The following is a 21,132-nucleotide window of genomic DNA, read 5'->3' on the forward strand; positions in this document are numbered from 1 at the left end:
ATACCATGGCATTACTGCCACACAGATCTAATTTGTGAACAATTTATGTATTTTTTGTTAACACATTCGATACACTCCTCTGTCAGTCGACAGGGTGTTGGCAGCCCGTCGGCGCTACGGGAATCACGTCTCACCAAGGAGGAATTCATGTTCAGACTCACCCGCCTGACGCTTTCCATATTCTTACTCGCCGGCTGGACGGCAAGCACCGGCGCGGCGGACAACGCGCAGCTGACGCAGCGCGAAGATCCTTACTTCCTTCAGGCTCAAACTCAGTTGCAACAGCGGCTGAAGCAAACGCCAAACACCAACCGCGCCAAAAACGTCATTCTGGTGGTCGGCGACGGCATGGGGTTTTCCACCGTGACCGCCGCTCGCATTTTTGAAGGGCAGCAGCGCGGCGTGGATGGCGAATCCAACGTGCTGGCCTGGGAAGCGTTCCCCTATCTGGCGGCGGCCAAAACCTATTCCGCCGACGCCCAAATCACCGACTCTGCGCCCAGCGCGGTAGCGATGACCACCGGCGTCAAAACCATCAACGATCTGATGGGCCTCAACCATACGGCTACCCTCAACAACTGCGAGGATCAGCAAACCAAGGCCGTCACCACGCTGTGGGAGATGGCCGCAACGCTCGGCATGTCCACCGGCGCCGTGACGACCGCCACCATTACCCACGCCACGCCGGGCGCCACCTATGCCCATATCGCCAATCGCGACTGGGAGTCTGACGCCAAAATGCCGGCGGATGCCCTGGCCGCAGGCTGCCGCGACATCGCGCGCCAGCTGGTGGAAATGAAGTACGGCAACGGCCTGAACGTAGCGATGGGCGGCGGGCGCGCCAACTTTCTGCCCGACAGCGTGAGCGATCCGGAATATCCCGGCAAGAAAGGCGCCAGAAAGGACGGCCGCGACCTGACGCAGGTCTGGATGCAACGCTACGGCGAGCGTGGGCAATACGTCTGGAATCAGGCGCAGTTCGACAAAATCGATCCGACCAAAGTCGACCACCTGTTGGCCCTGTTCGAACCGTCGCACATGAACTTCGAGCACGATCGGCGGCAAGACGCGGCGGGAGAGCCTTCGCTGGCGGAAATGACCGGCAAGGCCATCGATATTCTGTCCAGGAATCCCGAAGGCTACCTGCTGTTGGTGGAGGGCGGGCGCGTCGATCACGGCAGCCATAACGGCAATGCCTACCGCACGCTGAGCGACGCGGTCGCGCTGAACGAAGCGGTGAAAACCATTGTCGACAAGGTCAATCTGGACGACACGCTGGTGATCGTGACCGGCGATCACAGCCACACGCTGACCATCGCCGGCTATGCCAAGCGCGGCAATCCTATCCTCGGCATTTCCGTCGGCGTCGACGGCAAACCGCGGCTGGGCAGCGACGGCAAGCCATACACCACCGTCGGCTTCGCCAACGGCCCCGGCGGCGCGATCCCGCTGACCGAGCACCCGGCATTAACCATGGAACAGGCCACCGCGCCCGACTTTATTCAGCCGGCGCTGGTGCCGCTGAAAAGCGAGACGCACGGCGGGGAAGATCTCGGCATCTACGCCATCGGCCCTTGGGCCCATCTGTTCCAGGGCACGGTGGAGGAGAACTACACCTTCCATGTGATGAATTACGCCAGCCGCATCGGCGAACGCCTGTCAAAACGCTAGCCACAAAAAAAGCCGCTTTACGCGGCTTTTTTATCGTTGAAAGCGGCCGGCGATCAGCTGGCTTTTTTCTCGTGCGCCTGGCGGTAGGCCACCAGATCTTCGATGGTCAGCACCACCATGTCGTGCTGTTTGGCGAAGGTAATCACTTCCGGCGCATGCGCCATGCTGCCATCGTCGTTGGTCAGTTCACACAGCACGCCGGCAGGTTTGAAACCGGCCATGGAAACCAGATCGATGGTCGCTTCGGTGTGGCCGCGGCGGCTCAGCACGCCGCCCGGCTGCGCGCGCAGCGGGAACACGTGGCCCGGACGGTTCAGGTCGCTTGGCTTGGCGCTGTCTGCCACCGCCGCACGGATGGTGGTCAGGCGATCGGAAGCGGAAACCCCGGTGGTCACGCCCTGCGCCGCTTCGATGGTCACGGTGAAGGCGGTCTGGAACTGGCTGGAGTTGTTGGTCACCATCATCGGCAGCTCAAGCTGCTGACGGCGTTCTTCGGTGATGCACAGGCACACGATGCCGCTGCCGTGGCGAATAGTCAGCGCCATCTGCTCAACGGTCATGGTTTCCGCGGCGAAGATCATGTCACCTTCGTTTTCACGGTTTTCATCATCGAGCACCATTACGCCGCGCCCGTTGCGCAGTGCGTCGATCGCGCGTTCAACGCGTTCTGTTGGCGTGCCGAAGTCTGAAAGTAGCGTCTGATTCATGGTAAAAAACCTCATTAAAAATTATGGATTACCAGAACCAGGGCGATCTTGAGGAGTAGCTAGCAATAGCTAAAAAAATAACGCAAGCGGGCGCATGCCCGGCAGATACCGTTACTCTCTCCCATCCGGACTATAACCGTCGGCCCCGGAATTACACCGGATCTGCTGACCTCTAACCGGCCTTTACAGGCTGGCTGAGCGCTCGCGGGCTTTCACCGTAGAAGGTGATTTACCGCCGGTGGGGACTTTCACCCCGCCCTGAGAATAAGCAAGATGACTATAACGCTAATGGGTAGACAGGGCAATTGGCAAAAGCACAATTCGGCCACGTGCGGCGAATGCGCTTAATGGTTTATCCGGCGGGCAACTCGCATTACACTAAGCGGCAGCTATTAAACTCTGAAAGGGATACGCCATGATTGACCCGAAAAAAATCGAACAAATCGCACGCCAGGTTCATGAGTCCATGCCTAAAGGCGTTCGTGAATTCGGGGAAGACGTTGAGAAAAAAATCCGTCAGGTGCTGCAGTCGCAGCTGACCCGTCTGGATTTGGTTAACCGCGAAGAGTTCGACGTGCAGACTCAGGTGCTGTTGCGCACCCGCGAGAAGCTGGCGCTGTTGGAGCAGCGCATGGCCGAGCTGGAAAGCAAGCTGAGCGCGGCGCCGGCCGCCAAGCAGGAAGACGAATAATTCCCGCCAAGGGCGCGCACCGCGCGCCCTTGATCTTTAGGTTGCCCGGCGTTAGCCGCGCCCGTCTTTGATCGCTTTGATGATGTTGGTGGTCGACAGGCCGTCTTCAAAGTTCAGCACTTTGACATCGCCGCCGTTGGCCCACACTTCCGCACTGCCGGCAATCTCTTCCGGCTTGTAATCGCCGCCTTTCACCAGCAGATCCGGCAAGATGTCGGCGATCAAGCGCTGCGGCGTGTCCTCCTCGAACGGCACCACCCAATCCACCGCTTCCAGCGCGCCCAGCACGATCATGCGGTTCTCCAGCGCGTTGACCGGGCGTTTCTCCCCTTTCAGACGCTTGGTCGAGGCGTCGCTATTCACCGCCACGATCAGGCGATCGCCCAGCTTACGGGCGTTGGCCAGATAGGAGACGTGGCCGGCATGCAGAATGTCGAAGATGCCGTTGGTCATCACCACTTTCTCGCCGCGCTGACGCGCCTGCGCCACGGCGTTTTTCAACTGTGCTTCGGTCATCACGCCAAAGCCGGTTTCGGCGCGGCCGCGCACCGCGTTTTCCAGCTCGATCGGCGACACGGTAGACGTACCGAGCTTGCCCACCACCACGCCGGCGGCGGCATTGGCCAGGAAACAGGACTCTTCCAGCGAATTGCCGGCGGCCAGCGAGGCGGCCAATACGCCGATCACGGTGTCGCCGGCGCCGGTCACATCAAACACTTCCTGCGCCTGGGTCGGCAAGTGCAGTGGCTCAACGCCAGGCTGCAGCAGCGTCATGCCGTGTTCGGAGCGGGTAACCAGCAGCGCCGACAGCTCGAAATCCGTCACCAGCTTCATGCCGCGCTCCACCAGTTCCGCTTCATCCTTACAGTGGCCCACCACCGCTTCGAACTCGGACAGGTTCGGCGTCAGCAGCGTCGCGCCGCGATAGCGCTCGAAATCGGATCCTTTCGGATCGATCAGCACCGGCACCTTGGCGGCGCGCGCCAGTTGGATCATGCCCTGCACCTGGCTGAGCGCCCCCTTGGCGTAATCGGACAGCACCAGCGCGCCGATCTGCGGCAGCGCCTGCTGAATGCGCTCCAGCATCGGCTGCGGATCAACGTTGGAGAAGCCTTCTTCGAAGTCGAGACGGATCAGCTGCTGGTTGCGCGACAGCACGCGCAGCTTGGTGATGGTCGGATGGGTCGGCACCGAGACGAAGTCGCAGCGCACGTTGACTTCATTCAGCTTGGCGCTCAGCGCCCGCGCCGCATCGTCGATGCCGGTCAGGCCCACCAGACGGGAAGTGGCGCCCAGCGAAGCGATGTTCATCGCCACGTTAGCCGCGCCGCCGGGACGCTCTTCGATGGTATCGACCTTGACCACCGGCACCGGGGCTTCCGGTGAAATGCGGCTGGTCGGCCCATACCAATAGCGATCCAACATGACGTCACCGACCACCAGCACACCGGCGCGGCGAAAATCAGGCAGCGTAACTTTCATCCGATAACTCCAAAAAAGAACAAAATTTTAGTGGCGCAGATATTACCACAGACCGCCGGAATACCCGCAAAAAGGTATTAATCCAGCCATTTGGCCCAGCTGGCGCGCACCTGCTCGCGCTCGGCGGCGAACTGCTCACTGCCGACCTTGCCGGAATGCTCCTGCAGCGCCAGATGGTGGATCTCGTCGCGCATGGTGACATAGGCCTGGGTCAGCGCGCGCGCCTCCTCTTCCGGCATGATGTCGTAACTGGCCATCAGCTCGAAGATGCGCACGTTGTCCGACCAACGCGTTAGCCGCGGTTCACCCGGCGCATAGCGTAAGACCAGATATTGGGCGATAAATTCGATGTCGGTAATGCCGCCCTCATCGGTTTTGATATCAAACAGATCGCGCTGTTTGTTGCCGAGATGGTTGCGCATCTTTTCGCGCATCTCGCGCACTTCACGCTTCAGGGTCTGCGCATCGCGCGTTTTGCACAAGATCTCGCGCCGGATCGCGTCGAACTGCTGATGCAGCGCCGGGTCGCCGTGCACGATGCGCGCACGCACCAGGGCCTGATGCTCCCAGGTCCAGGCTTCGTTTTGCTGGTAGTCGGCGAACGCCTCGACGGTGCTGACCAGCATCCCCGCCGCGCCGGAAGGCCGCAGGCGCGCGTCCACCTCATACAGAATGCCCGAGGACGTGCGGGTGCTGAACAGATGCATCACCCGCTGCGCCAGCCGCAGGTAGAACTGGCGGCCGTCGATGCAGCGATCGCCGTCGGTCATCACCTCCGGCGGGCAATCCAACAGGAACACCAGATCGAGATCGGAACTGTAACCCAGCTCCCAGCCACCCAGCTTGCCGTAGCCGATCACCGCAAAACCGCGCCCCTCCCGCTCCTGCAGATGGGTCGGTTGGCCGTAGCGCGCCACCATGTCGCTCCAGGCCTGTTGCACCACCGCGTCGATGATCGCCTCCGCCAGATAAGTCAGGTGATCGCTCACTTTCATCACCGGCAGCGCGCCGGCGATATCCGCCGCGGCGATGCGCAGCTGCTGCGCCTGTTTGAACTGGCGCAGCGCCTCCAGCTTTTGCTCTTCATCGTCTTCCGGCACCCGCAGCAGGTACTGACGCAGCTCGCTGCGGTAGGCGTCCAGCGCCACCGGCTGATACAGCGTGGCCGGATCCAGCAGCTCGTCCAGCAACAGCGGGTAACGCGACAGCTGGTTGGCGACCATCGGCGACGCGGCGCACAGGCGGATCAGATGGCTGAGCGCCGCGTGATACTCCACCAGCAACTCGAGGTAGGTGGTGCGGGTGACGATGCTGAGCAGCAGCTGCGCCAGCCGCACCAGCGCGGTCGGGGCGTCCTGGCGCGGGCATACCTCCGCCAGCAGGCGCGGCATCAGCTGATCGAGCACGTCGCGGCCGCGCGGGCCGATAGTGCGCTTGTCGACGTCGTGGCGGAAATCGGCGATGGTGCGCAGCATCTGTCGGCGCCCCTCTTCATCGAGGTGCGGCGTCAGCGGCGCCAGCTCGTTCTCCTCCAGCGCGTCCTGCCACAGGCTGTGGTAGTGCTGGTAGTCAGGATCTTCGCCGACATCCGGGCTATCGTCGCCGATCAGGTCGTCGAACACCGCGCGCACCGCCTGCATGTGCGCGTCCAGCGCCGCCATCAGCGCCGGCCAATCCGCCAACCCCATGCCGTAGGCCAACCGAGCCTGATCGAGCGCCTCCTGCGGCAGCGTCTGTGTTTGCTGATCGCCAATCGCCTGCAGCAGGTTCTCCAGCCGCCGCAGGAACAGGTAGGCGGCGCTCAGCGCCCGCACCTGCTCGCTTTCCAGCAGCCCCAGCTCGCCCACCGCCTGCAGCGTCGGCAGCAGTGAACGCCCCTGCAACGCCGGTTCACGGCCGCCGCGGATCAGTTGGAATACCTGGGTGATGAATTCGATTTCGCGAATGCCGCCGGCGCCCAGCTTGATGTTGTCCTTCAGGCCGCGCCGCCGCACTTCACGGGCGATCATGCCCTTCATGTTGCGCAGAGACTGAATGACGCTGAAATCGATGTAGCGGCGGAACACGAACGGCCGCAGCGTTTTGCGCAGCTCCTGGCTGTAGGCGTCTTCCGCCCCGCCCATCAGGCGCGCCTTCACCATCGCATAGCGCTCCCAGTCGCGCCCCTGTTCCTGGTAGTAATCCTCCAGCGCCGCAAAGCTCATCACCAACGGGCCGCTGTCGCCGAACGGCCGCAGCCGCATGTCCACGCGATAGACGAAGCCATCGATAGTCTGTTGATCCAACGCCTTGATCAGCCGTTGGCCGAGGCGGGTGAAGAACTGAGCATTGTCCAGCTCGCGTCGCCCGCCCTGGGTTTGACCATTTTCCGGGTAAGCGAAGATCAGATCGATGTCCGATGAGAAGTTCAGTTCGCCGCCGCCCAGCTTACCCATGCCGAGGATCAACAGCGGCTGCGGCTCGCCGGCGGCGTTGCACGGCGTGCCCCATTCGCGGCAGCAGGTTTGGTACAGCCAGTCGCGCGCGCTGACGATCAGCGTCTCCGCCAGCCCGCTCAGCTGCAGCAACGTTTCTTCGGTCGAACACAGCCCCTGCGCCTGCGCCCAGGCGATGCGCACCAGCGTTTCGCGGCGAAACAGACGCAGCGTACGCATCAGCTGCGCTTCGTCGCGCACCTCTTCCAGCTCGTCCTGGAGCCAGGCGGCATAGTGTTGCCACTCGCCGGGTGCCGGCGGCTGTTCGCGCAGCGTCGCCAGCCAGGCCGGCTGGGCGAGCAGCGCGTCGCTGACGAAATCGCTCGACGCCAGCACCCACTGCTCCTGCTCGCTAAAGGCGCAGTCCGCGCCGTGAACTTCCTGAAAACGCTGCACAACCTGCTGTGCCTGAGCCTGTAACGCGGCTGAAAGTGGCGACATAGTGTATGACCCGTTCTGCGGCCCGCGGCTGGCGGGCCGGCTGGATTAACGAAGCGCGCCGTTTAACCAGAATGGCGCATGCGATAAGGCCTGTTTGCGGCTGGCTTCATACCAGCCCTGGCGGCGCTCGCTCAGCGCCGCCTGCAGCTCACGCCAGGCGTCGATATAAGGCCCGGTCTGCTCGTCGGGGTAAGCGCCCGACAGCAGGACCAGCGCCGAAATCTGACGCGTCAGGCGCGGCAATTGTTCCTGATATTCATCTTCGTTCAGCGTACGGCTGAAGGCCTCTTTCAGCTCCGCGCCGCTGCGCCCCAGCATGATGTCGCTGAAGCGTTTGAAAGAACCGTCCAGCTTGGCCTGCGCTTTGGCGTCGATAAACGGCCGCCAGGCGCCGCGCACCAGCCATGATGTGAGCGCCAACTTACATTGCAGGTAGACCGCGCTGTAACACAGGATCTCCGGTTGCGCGGTTTTGTCCGCCAACAGCGGTTCGAGCTCGGTCAGGCGGGCGCGCAGATCGGCACTGGCCTTGCGCGGCACCAGGCCGCCGAAGATCACCAGCGCCTGGCGGATCGTGCCAACCGCCTCAATCACCGAAGCGCGCGCCTGCGCGTCGCCGCGCAGCCACAGCTCTTCATGGTACTGCCAGTGGTTGAGCGCCAGCTCGAAGGCGGCGATCATCCCCTGCTCCACGGTCGCCTTCGCCGCCGGCTTCAGCACCCGCAGCGGGCGCACCTCACGCGGCGGATTGCCCTGCGCCAGGTGGTAACCGCGCGCCGCCTTGCTCAGGCTGCCCTGACGCAGCCCGTCGTGCGCCGCCAGCTCACCGGCCAACGCCAGCAGATCGGCGGTATTGCCTTTCAGCAGCTCCAGTTCTATCTCGCTCAGGGCTTCGCTGAGGCCACCAGCACGCACTTCTCCCTGATCCAGGCCAATCTCTATCTCGCTTTGGCCGTAAGTAACCACCCACTTCTCACGCACGAAATCCGTACGGAACAGCGGTTGCAACGCCTGCTGCAGCGCCGCGATATCGCAATCCTGCGGCCAGATGTCGGCAGGAAACTGCGCCAACGCCAGCTGCGGCTCGGCGATAGCGACATTGTATTCCGGGCGCTGGTGCAGGCCCCCCACCACTTTACCGGCGGTTTTGATGGTCATCTCATAGCGATCGTCGAAACCGCGAATGCGCAGCCCCATGTCGTGACTGCGCAGGAAGTTGTCGGCCGTTTCGAAGTAAATGTTGGTCAGCTTTTGCGGCGCGGAATGCTGATGCGGCCAGGCGGCGAGCCAGTGTGGCAGAGCGGCCACCGCTTGCGGCGCGGCGATGAATTTCAGTTCAATTTCAACGGTCATAATTCTTTAACACCAATAAGTTACGCATTCGCGTCGGTTTCAGCGCGGCGCGCTCGGCCCGCCGTATGCTGCCCACTGACGCACAGTTGCCGTTATCTTACCGCGATTCCCGGCGCCTTAACCCTGCTAACTGTAGAAAAAACCTGTTACGTTATAAAACGCTGCGCAACTCACAGAATCAGCCACAGTAAGATAGTTCTCATTCCGGTTTTGGCGTTGCGTCGTCAGACTGAACCCTCTACTATCGTTCCATAAATTCACCCAGAAACGATGAACTAATGCAGAAATTACGCCTGATTTTCCTTGCCGCGCTGAGCTTCAGCATCACTTGGGCCGCCCATGCCGAAGATAAACGCTATATCTCCGATGAGTTAAGCACTTACGTCCATAGCGGCCCAGGTAATCAGTACCGTATTGTCGGCACTCTGAACGCCGGTGAAGAAGTGACCCTGCTGAGCGTCAACGACAGCACCAACTACGGCCAGATCCGCGATCCGAAAGGCCGCACCACCTGGATCCCGCTCGACCAACTCAGCCAGACGCCAAGCCTGCGCACCCGCGTGCCGGAGCTGGAACAGCAGGTGAAAACCCTGACCGACAAGCTCGCCAATATCGACAACACCTGGAACCAGCGCACGGCGGAAATGCAGGAAAAAGTCGCAGGCAGCGACAGCACCATCAGCAGCCTGCAGAAGGAAAACCAGGATCTGAAAAACCAGCTGGTGGTCGCGCAGAAGAAGGTCAACGCCGTTAACCTGCAGCTCGACGACAAGCAGCGCACCATTATCCTGCAATGGTTCATGTACGGCGGCGGCGTCGCCGGCGTCGGTTTGCTGCTGGGTCTGCTGTTGCCGCACCTGATCCCGCGTCGCAAGAACAACAATCGCTGGATGAACTGATCTCAGTATCGTTCAGTTTGAGTTTGGGCGCCTGCGGGCGCCTTTTTCATTGGCGCCGACATCCCGCGGCCAATTCATGTAATCTGATAGACAGAGCCTTACACGATATTCAGGAGTCAACAGTGCAGATTTATCTGGTCGGCGGCGCCGTTCGCGACAGCCTGCTCAACATTCCGGTGGTCGATCATGATTGGGTGGTGGTGGGCGCCACGCCGGCGGAGCTGCTGGCGTTGGGCTACCAGCAGGTTGGCAAAGATTTTCCGGTGTTCCTCAATCCCGATACCCACGAGGAGTACGCGCTGGCGCGCACCGAGCGCAAATCCGGCCAGGGGTACACCGGTTTTACCTGCTATGCCGCGCCGGACGTCACGCTGGAAGAAGATCTGCTGCGGCGCGATCTGACCCTCAACGCCATCGCCCGTTCCGCCGAAGGGGAACTGATTGACCCCTACGGCGGCGTGGCCGATCTGCAGGCGCGCGTGCTGCGCCACGTTTCCGACGCGTTCGGCGAAGATCCGCTGCGCGTGCTGCGCGTGGCGCGATTCAATGCTCGCTTCGCCCATCTGGGTTTTCGCATCGCCGACGAAACGCTGGCCTTGATGCGCCGGATGGCGCACAGCGGTGAACTGGCCGCGCTGACCGCCGAACGCGTCTGGAAGGAAACCGAAAAGGCGCTGCAAAGCCAGAGCCCGCAGGTCTATTTTCAGGTGCTGCGCGACTGCGATGCGCTGGCGGTGCTGTTCCCGGAAATCGACGCGCTGTTCGGCGTGCCGGCCCCCGCCAAGTGGCATCCGGAGATCGACACCGGCGTGCATACGCTGATGGCGCTGGCGATGGCCGCCCGCCTCACTCCCGAGGTGGACGTACGCTTCGCCACCCTGTGTCATGACCTCGGCAAAGGATTGACGCCAAAAGAGTTCTGGCCGCATCACCACGGCCACGGCCCGGCGGGCGTGCGGCTGGTCGAAGCGCTATGCCAACGGCTGCGGGTGCCCAATCCGGTGCGCGATCTGAGCAAGCTGGTGGCCGAGTACCATGATTTGATCCACACCGTGAACAAGCTGCGGCCGGAGACCCTGCTGAAGCTGTTCGACGCCATCGACGTCTGGCGCAAGCCCCAAAGGCTGGAGCAGATGATCCTGACCAGCGAAGCGGACGCGCGCGGCCGCACCGGCTTTGAGGAGAATCCTTATCCGCAGGGCGACTATCTGCGCCAGGCGTATCAGGTGGCGAACGCGGTATCTATTAAAGAGGTGGTAGCCAGCGGGCTGCAGGGCACCGCGATCCGCGATGAGCTCAAACGCCGTCGCCAGCAGGCGCTGGCCGACTGGAAGCTCAACCAAACCATCCTCAACGATCAGGCATAAAAAAACCCCGCAGAGCGGGGTTTTTTCTTGCCATCGGGCTTACAGGAATACCATGTAAACCACGGCCGCCACGATAAAGCGGTAGATGGCAAACGGCACGAACGAGATGCGTTTGATCAGCGACAGGAAGGTCTTGATCGCAATCAGCGCCACCACGAAGGCAGTAACGAAACCGACGGCGAACATCGGCAGATCACCCCAGGTCAGGAAGTGCAGGCTCTTGTACAGATCCAGACCGCTGGCGCCAATCATCATCGGCACCGCCAGGATGAAGGAGAACTCGGACGCCGCATAGCGGTTTACGCCCACCAGCATACCGCCGGCGATAGTGGACCCCGAACGGGAGAAACCCGGCCACAGCGCCAGGCACTGGAAGCAGCCGATCATGAACGCCTGGCGGTAGGTGATGTCATCCAGCCCTTCCGCTCTCGGTGTCTTCGGCTTCAGCCATTCCGCCGCCAGCAACAGCAGGCCGCCGACGACCAACGCGTACATCACGTTTTTCGGCGCGAACAGCGATTTAATCACATCGTGGAATACCAGACCCAGCACCACCGCCGGGATCATCGCCAGCAGGATATGCCCCAGCTTCAGTTGGCCGCTGGTTTTGCCCTCGTGCTCCACCGGCTTGCCGCCGAAATGGATGCCGATCAGGCCGAACAACCGGCGCCAGAACATCACCACCACGGCCAGGATAGACCCCAGTTGGATGATGACTTCAAAGGTTTTGGCTTTGTCGCCGGTAAAACCCAGCCACTCGCCAACGATAATCATATGCCCGGTGGAAGACACCGGCAGAAATTCGGTTAACCCTTCGACAACCCCAAGAACAAACGCAATAAACAGTGAATGCATGTCAGCCATGTGCTTCGCTCACCCCATAAAATAACGGCCATCACATAAAAAAGCGGCAGTGCTTAAAAGACAATGCCGCTAAAACAATTCTCAGGATTAAGACCAGATTAACGGTCTTTCGTTGCAAGCAGATGACATAAAATCATGCGGGACGAGTGCCGCGCTCAATGATCACGCCGACCCGATTGGCATGTGCTACAGCGCCCGGTTTGCTGACCTTAATACGGACCCACGGGGAATTGAAGCGCTGAAGCAAAATTTCGGATATTTCCTCCGCCACGCGCTCCACCAGCGCGAACCGGTTCGATTCAACATGCTGGATCACGGCGTCGCTGACATCGGCATAGCTCAGACAGTCATTTACATCGTCGCTGGCGGCGGCCGGCCGGTTATCCCAGCCCATTTCGATATCGAACACCAGCTTCTGACGAATGCCCTGTTCCCACTCATAAACGCCAATGGTGGTAATTACGGTAAGCTCTTCAATAAATACGATATCCATCACGTCATTCTCTGTTTTTGGCCTTGCCGGATACCACTTCCAGCGGAATGTGCGTATTATCCATAGATGTTGCGAGTAAAACGACCATTATTAAACGGAACCGCGTTATGAGTGCTACCGCGCTTGGCATGATTATCTTCGCGTATCTGTGCGGCTCGATTTCCAGCGCGATCCTGGTTTGCCGGATCGCCAGGCTGCCGGATCCGCGTGAACATGGCTCAGGAAACCCCGGGGCGACCAACGTCCTGCGCATCGGCGGCCGGCTGGCGGCGGCGGCGGTGCTGGTGTTCGATATTCTGAAAGGGATGCTGCCGGTCTGGCTGGCCTACAAACTCGATGTGCCGCCGCTGTATCTGGGCCTGACGGCGATCGCCGCCTGTCTGGGGCACATCTATCCGGTGTTCTTCCACTTCCGCGGCGGTAAAGGCGTGGCGACGGCGTTTGGCGCCATCGCGCCTATCGGCTGGGATCTGACCGGCCTGATGACCGGCACCTGGCTGTTGACGGTGCTGCTCAGCGGCTACTCTTCGCTCGGCGCCATCGTCAGCGCGTTGATCGCCCCGTTCTACGTCTGGTGGTTCAAACCGCAGTTCACCTTCCCGGTAGCGATGCTCTCCTGCCTGATCCTGATGCGGCATCACGACAATATTCAGCGCCTGTGGCGCGGCCAGGAAGGCAAGATCTGGGGCAAGTTCCGCAAGAAGAAAAACGACGCGGATAACGGCGACCAGCCGAGAGAGGAATAACAGAAGGGCCGGATAATCCGGCCCTTTGCTTTATACCGCAGGCAGTTCCGCCAGCGGCCAGCGCGGCCGCACCGAAACGCTCAGCGCCGGGTTGGCGCCGCTCTTCAGGCGCACCATGCCGGCATAGGCGATCATCGCGCCGTTGTCGGTGCAAAATTCAGGGCGGGCATAGAACACCTCCCCGCCGCGTTTCTGCATCATCTCCGCCAGTTTGGCGCGCAGCGTGCGGTTGGCGCTCACGCCGCCGGCCATCACCAGGCGTTTGAAGCCGGTCTGCTCCAGCGCGCGTTTGCATTTGATCGCCAGCGTATCCACCACCGCATCCTCGAAGGCGCGGGCGATGTCGGCACGCGTCTGATCGTCGTTGCCGTTGGAGCGAATGGTGTTGGCGGCAAAGGTTTTCAGCCCGGAGAAACTGAAGTCCAGCCCCGGACGATCGGTCATCGGCCGCGGGAAGGTGAAGCGCCCCGCCGTGCCCTGCTGCGCCATCTTCGACAGCATCGGCCCGCCGGGATAATCCAGGCCGAGCAGCTTGGCGGTTTTGTCGAACGCTTCGCCGGCGGCATCGTCGATCGACTCGCCCAGCAGTTCATACTCACCGATGCCGGTGACGCTGATCAGTTGAGTGTGGCCGCCGGAGACCAGCAGCGCGACGAACGGGAACGCGGGCGGGTTGTCTTCCAGCATCGGCGCCAGCAGGTGGCCTTCCATATGGTGCACCGGCACTGCCGGCACGTTCCAGGCGAACGCCAGCGCGCGCCCCACGGTTGCGCCGACCAGCAGCGCCCCCACCAGGCCCGGCCCGGCGGTATAAGCCACGCCGTCAATATCGGCCGGGGTCAGGTTGGCCTCTTTCAGCGCCGCCTGAATCAGCGGCACGGTTTTGCGCACGTGATCGCGGGAGGCCAGTTCCGGCACCACGCCGCCGTAGTCGGCGTGCAGCTTCACCTGGCTGTATAATTGGTTGGCCAACAAACCGGTTTGATCGTCATACACTGCAATTCCGGTTTCATCGCAGGACGTTTCTATACCCAGTACTCGCATTACATTTCCCATCATTCACGTGCGGCCGCCAGTCTACCACATTCCGCCGCATTTACCGCCGGTGCGGCGCATCTTGTCACCGGCTTGCGCCTATGTCGATGATTCATCCAGAAAATGCCTGAGCGATTAAACACGAGCATTTTTTTCTGATTAGTCTATAATCAGCGCCCGGTGCAAAATTGCGCACGTTGCGGCAGAGCGACGCGGGTTTCAATTTGCTGTGATGCTTTACAAAGCAGCATCCATTGGAGTAAAATTCCGCACCATTTTGAAAAGGCTGGCGCTTGGCCAGCAACAAACCGAATTTTATTGAGGTGAGAGGCACATGCCGGTAATTAAAGTACGTGAAAACGAGCCATTTGACGTTGCTCTGCGTCGTTTCAAACGCTCTTGCGAAAAAGCAGGTGTTTTAGCTGAAGTTCGTCGTCGTGAGTTTTATGAAAAACCAACTACCGAACGTAAACGCGCTAAAGCTTCTGCTGTGAAACGTCACGCGAAGAAACTGGCTCGCGAAAACGCACGCCGCACTCGTCTGTATTAATTCTTCGGGGGCAACCCCACCGCGTGAATTTCTGATTTTCAAAATCGCGCAGACCGAGTAGTTGCATACGAAGGCCGTGCTTTCCGAAAGGAATGCGCGGCTTGTTCTCGTTTATAGGCTAATGAAGTAAGGGCTTATGGCTGGACGAATTCCGCGCGTATTTATCAATGACTTGCTGGCTCGCACCGACATCGTCGATTTGATCGACGCCCGCGTGAAGCTCAAGAAGCAAGGCAAGAACTATCACGCGTGCTGTCCGTTCCACCACGAAAAGACGCCTTCCTTTACCGTTAATGGCGAAAAGCAGTTTTATCACTGTTTTGGGTGTGGTGCGCACGGCAACGCCGTCGACTTTTTGATGAATTACGACCGACTCGAGTTTGTCGAAACCATCGAAGAACTGGCGACCATGCACGGGCTGGAAGTGCCTTACGAAGCGGGCACCGGGCCAACCCAGATCGAACGCCATCAGCGCCAGAGCCTGTACCAACTGATGGAACAGCTCAGCGCGTTCTATCAACAGTCACTGCAGCAGTCCTCCGGGGCGCCGGCGCGCAACTATTTGCAGCAGCGCGGGTTAAGTGACGACGTTATTCGCCATTTCGCCATCGGCTTCGCGCCAGCGGGATGGGACAACGCCCTGAAGCGTTTCGGCCGCGACGCCGACTCGCGCCGCGCATTGAACGATGCCGGCATGCTGGTGACTAACGATCAGGGGCGTTCATACGACCGTTTCCGCGAACGGGTGATGTTCCCCATCCGCGACAAGCGCGGGCGCGTGATCGCCTTCGGCGGCCGCGTGCTGGGCGACGGTATGCCGAAATACCTGAACTCGCCGGAAACCGAAGTTTTCCATAAGGGCCGCCAGCTGTACGGCCTGTATGAAGCACAGCAGAACCACCCTACCCTGCAGCGGCTGCTGGTGGTGGAAGGGTATATGGACGTGGTGGCATTGGCGCAATTCGGCATCGATTATGCCGTCGCCTCGCTCGGAACCTCGACGACGGCGGAACACATTCAGCTGTTGTTCCGCGCCACCGACAACGTCGTCTGCTGTTACGACGGCGACCGCGCCGGCCGCGAAGCGGCCTGGCGGGCGCTGGAAACCGCGCTGCCGTACCTGAATGACGGGCGCCAGCTGCGGTTCATGTTTTTGCCCGACGGCGAAGATCCGGACACGCTGGTGCGCAAGGAGGGCAAAGAAGCCTTCGAACAGCGAATGGAGCAGGCGCAGCCGCTGTCCACGTTCCTGTTCGAAAGCCTGCTGCCGCAGGTGGATTTAAGCAGCCCGGACGGGCGCGCCAAGCTGAGCACGCTGGCGCTGCCGCTGATTACTCAGGTGCCGGGCGAAACGTTGCGCTTGTACCTGCGCCAGGAGCTCGGCAACAAGCTGGGGCTACTGGACGACAGCCAGCTCGACAAGCTGATGCCCAAGCAGGCTGAAAATGCGAATCCTTATCAGGCGCCCCAGCTAAAACGCACAACCATGCGTATACTGATAGGGTTACTGGTGCAAAATCCGCAGTTGGCTACACTTATCCCTTCGCTGGAAGGGTTGGAGCAGACCAAACAGGCGGGATTGCCGCTGTTCGTCGAACTGGTGCAGACCTGTTTGGCGCAGCCGGGCCTGACGACCGGGCAATTGCTGGAGCTGTATCGCGACAACAAATTCAGCCAGCAGCTTGAAACCTTGGCGACCTGGAACCATATGATCGTTGAGGACATGGTCGAGCAGACCTTTTTGGATACGTTGGCCAGCCTGTACGACTCGGTGCTCGAGCAACGGCTGGAAACGCTGATCGCCCAGGCCAGAACGCGCGGTCTGAGCGCGGAGGAACGTGAAGAAGTCCGTTCTCTCAACCAGGTTTTAGCGAAGAAAAACTGAATACCAAACGGCTTAAGTGCCGATAATTGCGAGGGCAGAGCCCTGCACAGTGCCGCCATAGTGGGCCGCGGCGATAACGAAAACGCCCCAACGGTTTCGCCGACCGACACCAACCTAAATACTCTGAAGTGTGGATACCGTCTTATGGAGCAAAACCCGCAGTCACAGCTGAAGCTACTTGTCACCCGTGGTAAGGAGCAAGGCTATCTGACCTATGCTGAGGTCAATGACCATCTGCCGGAAGATATCGTCGACTCCGATCAGATCGAAGACATCATCCAGATGATTAACGACATGGGCATCCAGGTGATGGAAGAAGCACCGGACGCCGATGACCTGCTGCTCGCCGAAAACTCGAACAGCACGGACGAAGATGCGGAAGAAGCCGCCGCACAGGTTCTGTCCAGCGTGGAATCCGAAATCGGCCGCACCACCGACCCGGTGCGCATGTACATGCGCGAAATGGGTACCGTCGAACTGCTGACGCGCGAAGGCGAAATCGACATCGCCAAGCGCATCGAAGACGGCATCAACCAGGTACAGTGCTCGGTTGCCGAATACCCGGAAGCCATCACCTACCTGCTTGAGCAGTACGATCGCGTCGAAGCGGGTGAAGCGCGCCTGTCCGATCTGATCACCGGCTTCGTCGATCCTAACGCGGAAGAGGACATCGCCCCAACCGCCACTCACATCGGTTCTGAACTGTCGAGCGAAGAGCAAGACGACGACGAAGAAGATGAAGACGACGAAGACGACGACACCGAAGACGACAACAGCATCGATCCTGAGCTGGCGCGTCAGAAGTTCGCCGAGTTGCGCGATCAGTATGAAGCGACCCGCCTGGTGATCAAGAAAAACGGCCGCAGCCACGCCAGCGCCGCGGACGAGATCCTGAAGCTGTCTGAAGTGTTCAAGCAGTTCCGCCTGGTGCCGAAACAGTTCGACTTCCTGGTCAACAGCATGCGCACCATGATGGACCGCGTTCGCACCCAGGAACGCATCATCATGAAGCTGTGCGTTGAACAGTGCAAAATGCCGAAGAAAAACTTCGTCACCCTGTTCGCCGGCAACGAAACCAGCGATTCCTGGTTCGAAGCGGCGCTGGCGATGGCCAAGCCATGGTCGGAAAAGCTGAAAGACGTTGCTGAAGACGTGCAGCGCAGCCTGCAGAAACTGCGTCAGATCGAAGAAGAAACCGGCCTGACCATCGAGCAGGTCAAAGACATCAACCGTCGCATGTCGATCGGTGAAGCGAAAGCTCGCCGCGCTAAGAAAGAGATGGTTGAGGCCAACCTGCGTCTGGTTATTTCTATCGCCAAGAAATACACCAACCGCGGCCTGCAGTTCCTGGATCTGATCCAGGAAGGCAACATCGGCCTGATGAAAGCGGTAGACAAGTTCGAATACCGCCGCGGTTACAAGTTCTCGACGTACGCCACCTGGTGGATCCGTCAGGCTATCACCCGCTCCATCGCCGACCAGGCGCGCACCATCCGTATTCCGGTGCATATGATTGAGACCATCAACAAGCTCAACCGTATTTCGCGCCAGATGCTGCAAGAGATGGGCCGCGAGCCGACGCCGGAAGAGCTGGCCGAGCGCATGCTGATGCCGGAAGACAAGATCCGCAAAGTGCTGAAGATCGCCAAAGAGCCAATCTCGATGGAAACGCCGATCGGCGACGACGAAGATTCGCATCTGGGCGACTTCATCGAGGATACCACCCTCGAGCTGCCGCTGGACTCCGCGACCTCGGAAAGCCTGCGTTCCGCCACCCACGACGTGCTGGCCGGCCTGACCGCGCGCGAAGCGAAAGTGCTGCGCATGCGTTTCGGCATCGACATGAACACCGACCACACGCTGGAAGAGGTTGGCAAGCAGTTTGACGTTACCCGTGAGCGTATTCGTCAGATCGAAGCCAAGGCGCTGCGCAAGCTGCGTCACCCAAGCCGCTCCGAAGTGCTGCGCAGCTTCCTGGACGATTAAGTCAGGCGGTTGCACTCAAAACAAAAACCCCGGCCTGCCGGGGTTTTTTTATGCCTCAGAACATGCTGTTGCCGCTGGCGGTCTTCTCCGGCACCGGCTGTGTCACGTCCCAGTGTTCAACGATCTTTCCGGCGCTGTCCAGACGGAAGATATCGACGATCGCCGCGGTTTTAGCGGCCTCGCGCCCGCTGACCTCCACATGCAAAATCACGAAGTCGCCGTCGACGAACGCCTGTTTCACCTCACTGTGCGAATTGGGGTAACGCGTTTTCAGCAGCTCGACAAATTGACGAAAACCCGCCACGCCGTCTTTGGCATTGGGGTTATGCTGTTTGTATTGTTCGCCCAAAAACGGCCGCGCCGCCGCAAAATCCTTGTTGTTCAGTCCCTGCCGATAAAACTCCAGCACGTTCTGCTTGTTGCGCGCTTCCTGCGGCGAATGCCCCGCCTGTGCAGCGCCGGTCACCAATAACAGCGCCATCAAACAACCTTTCATCATCGATGTCATCGCAATTTCCTTATGTCATTGCAGCGCCAGGAACAGCTCGCGATAGCTGGCGGTCAGCTGCTCCAGCGTGGCGCGATTCAATCCGCTGGGGTTGGGCAATACCCACACCTCGGTTTCTCCCAGCATCATCGTCTGCTTGCCCCAGGGCGCGTTTCTCACCCCAAAGGCGGTGGTGAACGCCTGCTTGCCCAAGATCGCCAGCGCGCGCGGCTGATAGCGCAGGATCTTCTCTTGCAGCGCCTCACCGCCGCTGCGCAACTCGTCGCGCGACAGCTCGCTGGCCGCCACCGTCGGGCGCGCCACCAGCGCGGTAATGCCGCAGCCATTATCCTTCAGCTGCTGCCACTGCTCCGGCGCCAGCTGGCTCTTGGTAAAGCCGGCCTGATGGATCACCTTCCAGAAGCGGTTGCTGCCGTTGGCGAAAGGATAGCCCTGATGGGCGGAAGAAAGGCCGGGGTTGATGCCGCAAAACACCACCCGCAGGTTGGGCGCCAGAAGTTCCATGAGTGTCGTGAGTCCATTGCAGGGATTTACTGCGGTTATCGCAAAATCCGCCAGCAATTACAACAGGCTAGAACTGCGCAGAAAAGCAACATACGGGCGGGTAACAGTAGACCGATGCTTAAGGATTCCCTATAATCTCGCGGCTTGGCCCCTTAGCTCAGTGGTTAGAGCAGGCGACTCATAATCGCTTGGTCGTTGGTTCAAACCCAACAGGGGCCACCAAATTATCAAGGGGTTACGTTAACAGCGTAGCCCCTTAGTTTTTTCTGCGGCGCAACCAGGCATTCGCCTCTTTTGGCAACAGAACGCAAATTTCATTCGCCCCCCTGCCGCCTCTAGCGTGAATTAACATCCTCACCGGCCTCGCTATTTTGCGCGTCGAATGCGGTTCTCGCCGCATCAATATCGGCAATATGCTCATTCGCCCAGGTTCCCAGCGCGATGACGGGTACGGTCAATGAGCAACCGAGCGGCGTCAATTCATATTCGACGTGCGGCGGCATGACGGCAATAACTGTCCGCTTGACTAACCCATCTCGTTCCATATTGCGCAGGCACAGCGTCAGCATCCGCTGAGATATTCCATTGATTGTACGCTTTATTTCAGTGAATCGGCGTGGCCCGTTCGCCAAGAGCATAATGATCAGGACACTCCACTTCTCACCAACGCGCGCCAATACCTGGCTGATCTTTTGGCAGTCGGCATGTCTTAAATCTCGAGGTTGATTAGTCACATTCATGATACCGGGTTCTCCTAATGTGCCTTATTGTCTGCCATTTTAGGACATGGTTATATTGTTATCCCTGGTTACCATTTTATACCTAAGGATTTCATCATGACACTGCTTCATATCGATTCCAGCATTCTCAACGAACAATCGGTTAGCCGCCAGCTCACGGCGGCGATCGCCAAACAGCTGTCTGCAGCTAAGCCAGACGCCAGGATCATCCACACCGATCTCGCCGCCGACCCGATTAACCACCTTTCCAGCGCCGAATTTCTGGCTCTGCAGGGCGTGGAGCCGCAAGACGAGCACGTCAAACAGGCCGTTGCCCGCAACGCCAAACTCGTCGACGACTTCCTTGCCGCCGATGTCATTATCGTCGGTGCGCCTATGTATAACTTTACGTTGCCGACTCAGCTGCGCGCCTGGCTTGACCGACTTGCAGTGCCAGGCAGAACTTTCCGCTATACGGAAAACGGCGCTGAAGGCCTCGCCAAGGGGAAACGCGTTATCGTTGCTTCCACCCGCGGTGGCCTGTACGGCGAAGGCACGCCACTGGCCTTCCTGGACCATCAGGAAACCTATCTGCGCAGTTTCTTCGGCTTCCTTGGCATTACGGACATCACCTTCATTCGAGCAGAGGGACTGGCACTCAGCCCGGAAAACCGCACTGTCGCCATCGATGCAGCCGCGGCTCAGATTGACGGCCTGACCGCTTAATCGGGGCCGGTTCAGAACAGCAAGAGCAGGC

General features: G+C 60.0%; 19 protein-coding genes, 1 tRNA gene and 1 riboswitch. Of the genes, 10 read left to right on the forward strand and 10 right to left on the reverse strand.

Features of this window, described 5'->3' with window-relative positions; genetic code table 11:
* Positions 1-147: 147 nt before the first annotated feature.
* Positions 148-1,671 carry an alkaline phosphatase gene (locus GT753_RS16555; protein ID WP_160125778.1) on the forward strand — a complete coding sequence of 508 codons (1,524 nt, stop codon included), beginning with the start codon at positions 148-150 and terminating at the stop codon, positions 1,669-1,671.
* A 53-nt stretch (positions 1,672-1,724) separates the two neighbouring features.
* Here the strand turns inward: GT753_RS16555 and ribB are convergent, their stop codons facing one another.
* A complete protein-coding gene (ribB, locus tag GT753_RS16560; RefSeq protein WP_004937218.1) occupies positions 1,725-2,378 on the reverse strand; it encodes a 3,4-dihydroxy-2-butanone-4-phosphate synthase in 654 nt (217 codons plus the stop codon).
* 109 nt (positions 2,379-2,487) lie between these two features.
* Positions 2,488-2,648, reverse strand: a riboswitch (FMN riboswitch).
* 145 nt (positions 2,649-2,793) lie between these two features.
* Between ribB and GT753_RS16565 the strand changes: the two genes are divergently transcribed.
* Entirely contained in the window at positions 2,794-3,069 is a 276-nt protein-coding gene (locus tag GT753_RS16565) for an accessory factor UbiK family protein (RefSeq protein WP_004937216.1), read from the forward strand.
* Positions 3,070-3,120: 51 nt separating this feature from the next.
* On the opposite strand, the gene hldE is transcribed toward GT753_RS16565, so the two are convergent.
* The 3 genes from hldE to GT753_RS16580 form a co-directional block, all read right to left on the reverse strand.
* On the reverse strand, positions 3,121-4,551 hold the full coding sequence (gene hldE, locus GT753_RS16570; RefSeq protein ID WP_085337168.1) for a bifunctional D-glycero-beta-D-manno-heptose-7-phosphate kinase/D-glycero-beta-D-manno-heptose 1-phosphate adenylyltransferase HldE: 1,431 nt from the start codon (positions 4,549-4,551) through the stop codon (positions 3,121-3,123).
* A gap of 77 nt (positions 4,552-4,628) precedes the next feature.
* A complete protein-coding gene (gene glnE, locus GT753_RS16575; RefSeq protein WP_160125779.1) occupies positions 4,629-7,466 on the reverse strand; it encodes a bifunctional [glutamate--ammonia ligase]-adenylyl-L-tyrosine phosphorylase/[glutamate--ammonia-ligase] adenylyltransferase in 2,838 nt (945 codons plus the stop codon).
* Between the two features lie 45 nt (positions 7,467-7,511).
* On the reverse strand, positions 7,512-8,819 hold the full coding sequence (locus GT753_RS16580) for an inorganic triphosphatase (protein WP_021505075.1): 1,308 nt from the start codon (positions 8,817-8,819) through the stop codon (positions 7,512-7,514).
* Between the two features lie 278 nt (positions 8,820-9,097).
* Between GT753_RS16580 and GT753_RS16585 the strand changes: the two genes are divergently transcribed.
* Positions 9,098-9,718, forward strand: coding sequence for a TIGR04211 family SH3 domain-containing protein (locus GT753_RS16585; RefSeq protein ID WP_004937209.1), 621 nt, complete (start codon positions 9,098-9,100; stop codon positions 9,716-9,718).
* Between the two features lie 122 nt (positions 9,719-9,840).
* On the forward strand, positions 9,841-11,085 hold the full coding sequence (locus GT753_RS16590; RefSeq protein WP_004937206.1) for a multifunctional CCA addition/repair protein: 1,245 nt from the start codon (positions 9,841-9,843) through the stop codon (positions 11,083-11,085).
* A gap of 39 nt (positions 11,086-11,124) precedes the next feature.
* Here GT753_RS16590 and bacA read toward each other — a convergent pair whose 3' ends face one another.
* Complete coding sequence (gene bacA / locus GT753_RS16595; RefSeq protein ID WP_015379094.1) at positions 11,125-11,949, reverse strand: undecaprenyl-diphosphate phosphatase; 825 nt, start codon at positions 11,947-11,949, stop codon at positions 11,125-11,127.
* Between the two features lie 133 nt (positions 11,950-12,082).
* Positions 12,083-12,442 carry a bifunctional dihydroneopterin aldolase/7,8-dihydroneopterin epimerase gene (folB, locus tag GT753_RS16600; protein WP_015379095.1) on the reverse strand — a complete coding sequence of 120 codons (360 nt, stop codon included), beginning with the start codon at positions 12,440-12,442 and terminating at the stop codon, positions 12,083-12,085.
* Between the two features lie 107 nt (positions 12,443-12,549).
* On the opposite strand from folB, the gene plsY reads away from it, so the two are divergent.
* Positions 12,550-13,188: a glycerol-3-phosphate 1-O-acyltransferase PlsY gene (plsY, locus tag GT753_RS16605; protein WP_004937201.1), complete on the forward strand. Its 639-nt coding sequence runs from the start codon at positions 12,550-12,552 to the stop codon at positions 13,186-13,188.
* Between the two features lie 30 nt (positions 13,189-13,218).
* On the opposite strand, the gene tsaD is transcribed toward plsY, so the two are convergent.
* Complete coding sequence (tsaD, locus tag GT753_RS16610) at positions 13,219-14,232, reverse strand: tRNA (adenosine(37)-N6)-threonylcarbamoyltransferase complex transferase subunit TsaD (RefSeq protein WP_015379097.1); 1,014 nt, start codon at positions 14,230-14,232, stop codon at positions 13,219-13,221.
* 325 nt (positions 14,233-14,557) lie between these two features.
* Here tsaD and rpsU point away from each other — a divergent pair, with 325 nt between their 5' ends.
* The 3 genes from rpsU to rpoD all read left to right on the forward strand — a co-directional run bounded on the left by rpsU (position 14,558) and on the right by rpoD (position 18,644).
* A complete protein-coding gene (gene rpsU, locus GT753_RS16615) occupies positions 14,558-14,773 on the forward strand; it encodes a 30S ribosomal protein S21 (RefSeq protein ID WP_001144069.1) in 216 nt (71 codons plus the stop codon).
* A 136-nt stretch (positions 14,774-14,909) separates the two neighbouring features.
* Positions 14,910-16,658: a DNA primase gene (gene dnaG, locus GT753_RS16620; protein ID WP_015379098.1), complete on the forward strand. Its 1,749-nt coding sequence runs from the start codon at positions 14,910-14,912 to the stop codon at positions 16,656-16,658.
* Positions 16,659-16,802: 144 nt separating this feature from the next.
* The gene (rpoD, locus tag GT753_RS16625) at positions 16,803-18,644 is read left to right on the forward strand and encodes an RNA polymerase sigma factor RpoD (RefSeq protein WP_004937194.1); all 1,842 of its coding nucleotides are present in this window, start codon (positions 16,803-16,805) and stop codon (positions 18,642-18,644) included.
* A 55-nt stretch (positions 18,645-18,699) separates the two neighbouring features.
* Here rpoD and GT753_RS16630 read toward each other — a convergent pair whose 3' ends face one another.
* Together GT753_RS16630 and mug are read right to left on the reverse strand one after the other, a co-directional pair.
* Positions 18,700-19,152 carry an ester cyclase gene (locus GT753_RS16630; RefSeq protein ID WP_160125780.1) on the reverse strand — a complete coding sequence of 151 codons (453 nt, stop codon included), beginning with the start codon at positions 19,150-19,152 and terminating at the stop codon, positions 18,700-18,702.
* Between the two features lie 15 nt (positions 19,153-19,167).
* A complete protein-coding gene (gene mug / locus GT753_RS16635; RefSeq protein WP_076741003.1) occupies positions 19,168-19,656 on the reverse strand; it encodes a G/U mismatch-specific DNA glycosylase in 489 nt (162 codons plus the stop codon).
* Positions 19,657-19,802: 146 nt separating this feature from the next.
* On the opposite strand from mug, the gene GT753_RS16640 reads away from it, so the two are divergent.
* Positions 19,803-19,878: transfer RNA gene (locus GT753_RS16640), tRNA-Ile, on the forward strand.
* Between the two features lie 113 nt (positions 19,879-19,991).
* On the opposite strand, the gene GT753_RS16645 is transcribed toward GT753_RS16640, so the two are convergent.
* Positions 19,992-20,396, reverse strand: a complete 405-nt coding sequence (locus tag GT753_RS16645) for a helix-turn-helix domain-containing protein (RefSeq protein ID WP_021505083.1) — start codon at positions 20,394-20,396, stop codon at positions 19,992-19,994.
* Between the two features lie 96 nt (positions 20,397-20,492).
* Between GT753_RS16645 and GT753_RS16650 the strand changes: the two genes are divergently transcribed.
* Positions 20,493-21,101, forward strand: coding sequence for an FMN-dependent NADH-azoreductase (locus GT753_RS16650; RefSeq protein WP_015379138.1), 609 nt, complete (start codon positions 20,493-20,495; stop codon positions 21,099-21,101).
* The last annotated feature ends 31 nt before the right edge of the window (positions 21,102-21,132 follow it).

The organism is Serratia sp. Z4, from assembly GCF_009900725.1.
GTDB classification, from domain to species: Bacteria; Pseudomonadota; Gammaproteobacteria; order Enterobacterales; family Enterobacteriaceae; genus Serratia; species Serratia nematodiphila.

Coding starts and splice junctions, on each gene's coding strand:
- GT753_RS16630 (WP_160125780.1), bottom strand. CDS start 19,152: ATGACATCGATGATGAAAGGTTGTTTGATGGCGCTGTTATTGGTGACC.
- GT753_RS16580 (WP_021505075.1), bottom strand. CDS start 8,819: ATGACCGTTGAAATTGAACTGAAATTCATCGCCGCGCCGCAAGCGGTG.
- ribB (WP_004937218.1), bottom strand. CDS start 2,378: ATGAATCAGACGCTACTTTCAGACTTCGGCACGCCAACAGAACGCGTT.
- bacA (WP_015379094.1), bottom strand. CDS start 11,949: ATGGCTGACATGCATTCACTGTTTATTGCGTTTGTTCTTGGGGTTGTC.
- GT753_RS16555 (WP_160125778.1), top strand. CDS start 148: ATGTTCAGACTCACCCGCCTGACGCTTTCCATATTCTTACTCGCCGGC.
- folB (WP_015379095.1), bottom strand. CDS start 12,442: ATGGATATCGTATTTATTGAAGAGCTTACCGTAATTACCACCATTGGC.
- glnE (WP_160125779.1), bottom strand. CDS start 7,466: ATGTCGCCACTTTCAGCCGCGTTACAGGCTCAGGCACAGCAGGTTGTG.
- GT753_RS16585 (WP_004937209.1), top strand. CDS start 9,098: ATGCAGAAATTACGCCTGATTTTCCTTGCCGCGCTGAGCTTCAGCATC.
- GT753_RS16565 (WP_004937216.1), top strand. CDS start 2,794: ATGATTGACCCGAAAAAAATCGAACAAATCGCACGCCAGGTTCATGAG.
- mug (WP_076741003.1), bottom strand. CDS start 19,656: ATGGAACTTCTGGCGCCCAACCTGCGGGTGGTGTTTTGCGGCATCAAC.
- tsaD (WP_015379097.1), bottom strand. CDS start 14,232: ATGCGAGTACTGGGTATAGAAACGTCCTGCGATGAAACCGGAATTGCA.
- rpoD (WP_004937194.1), top strand. CDS start 16,803: ATGGAGCAAAACCCGCAGTCACAGCTGAAGCTACTTGTCACCCGTGGT.
- plsY (WP_004937201.1), top strand. CDS start 12,550: ATGAGTGCTACCGCGCTTGGCATGATTATCTTCGCGTATCTGTGCGGC.
- rpsU (WP_001144069.1), top strand. CDS start 14,558: ATGCCGGTAATTAAAGTACGTGAAAACGAGCCATTTGACGTTGCTCTG.
- GT753_RS16645 (WP_021505083.1), bottom strand. CDS start 20,396: ATGAATGTGACTAATCAACCTCGAGATTTAAGACATGCCGACTGCCAA.
- dnaG (WP_015379098.1), top strand. CDS start 14,910: ATGGCTGGACGAATTCCGCGCGTATTTATCAATGACTTGCTGGCTCGC.
- GT753_RS16650 (WP_015379138.1), top strand. CDS start 20,493: ATGACACTGCTTCATATCGATTCCAGCATTCTCAACGAACAATCGGTT.
- hldE (WP_085337168.1), bottom strand. CDS start 4,551: ATGAAAGTTACGCTGCCTGATTTTCGCCGCGCCGGTGTGCTGGTGGTC.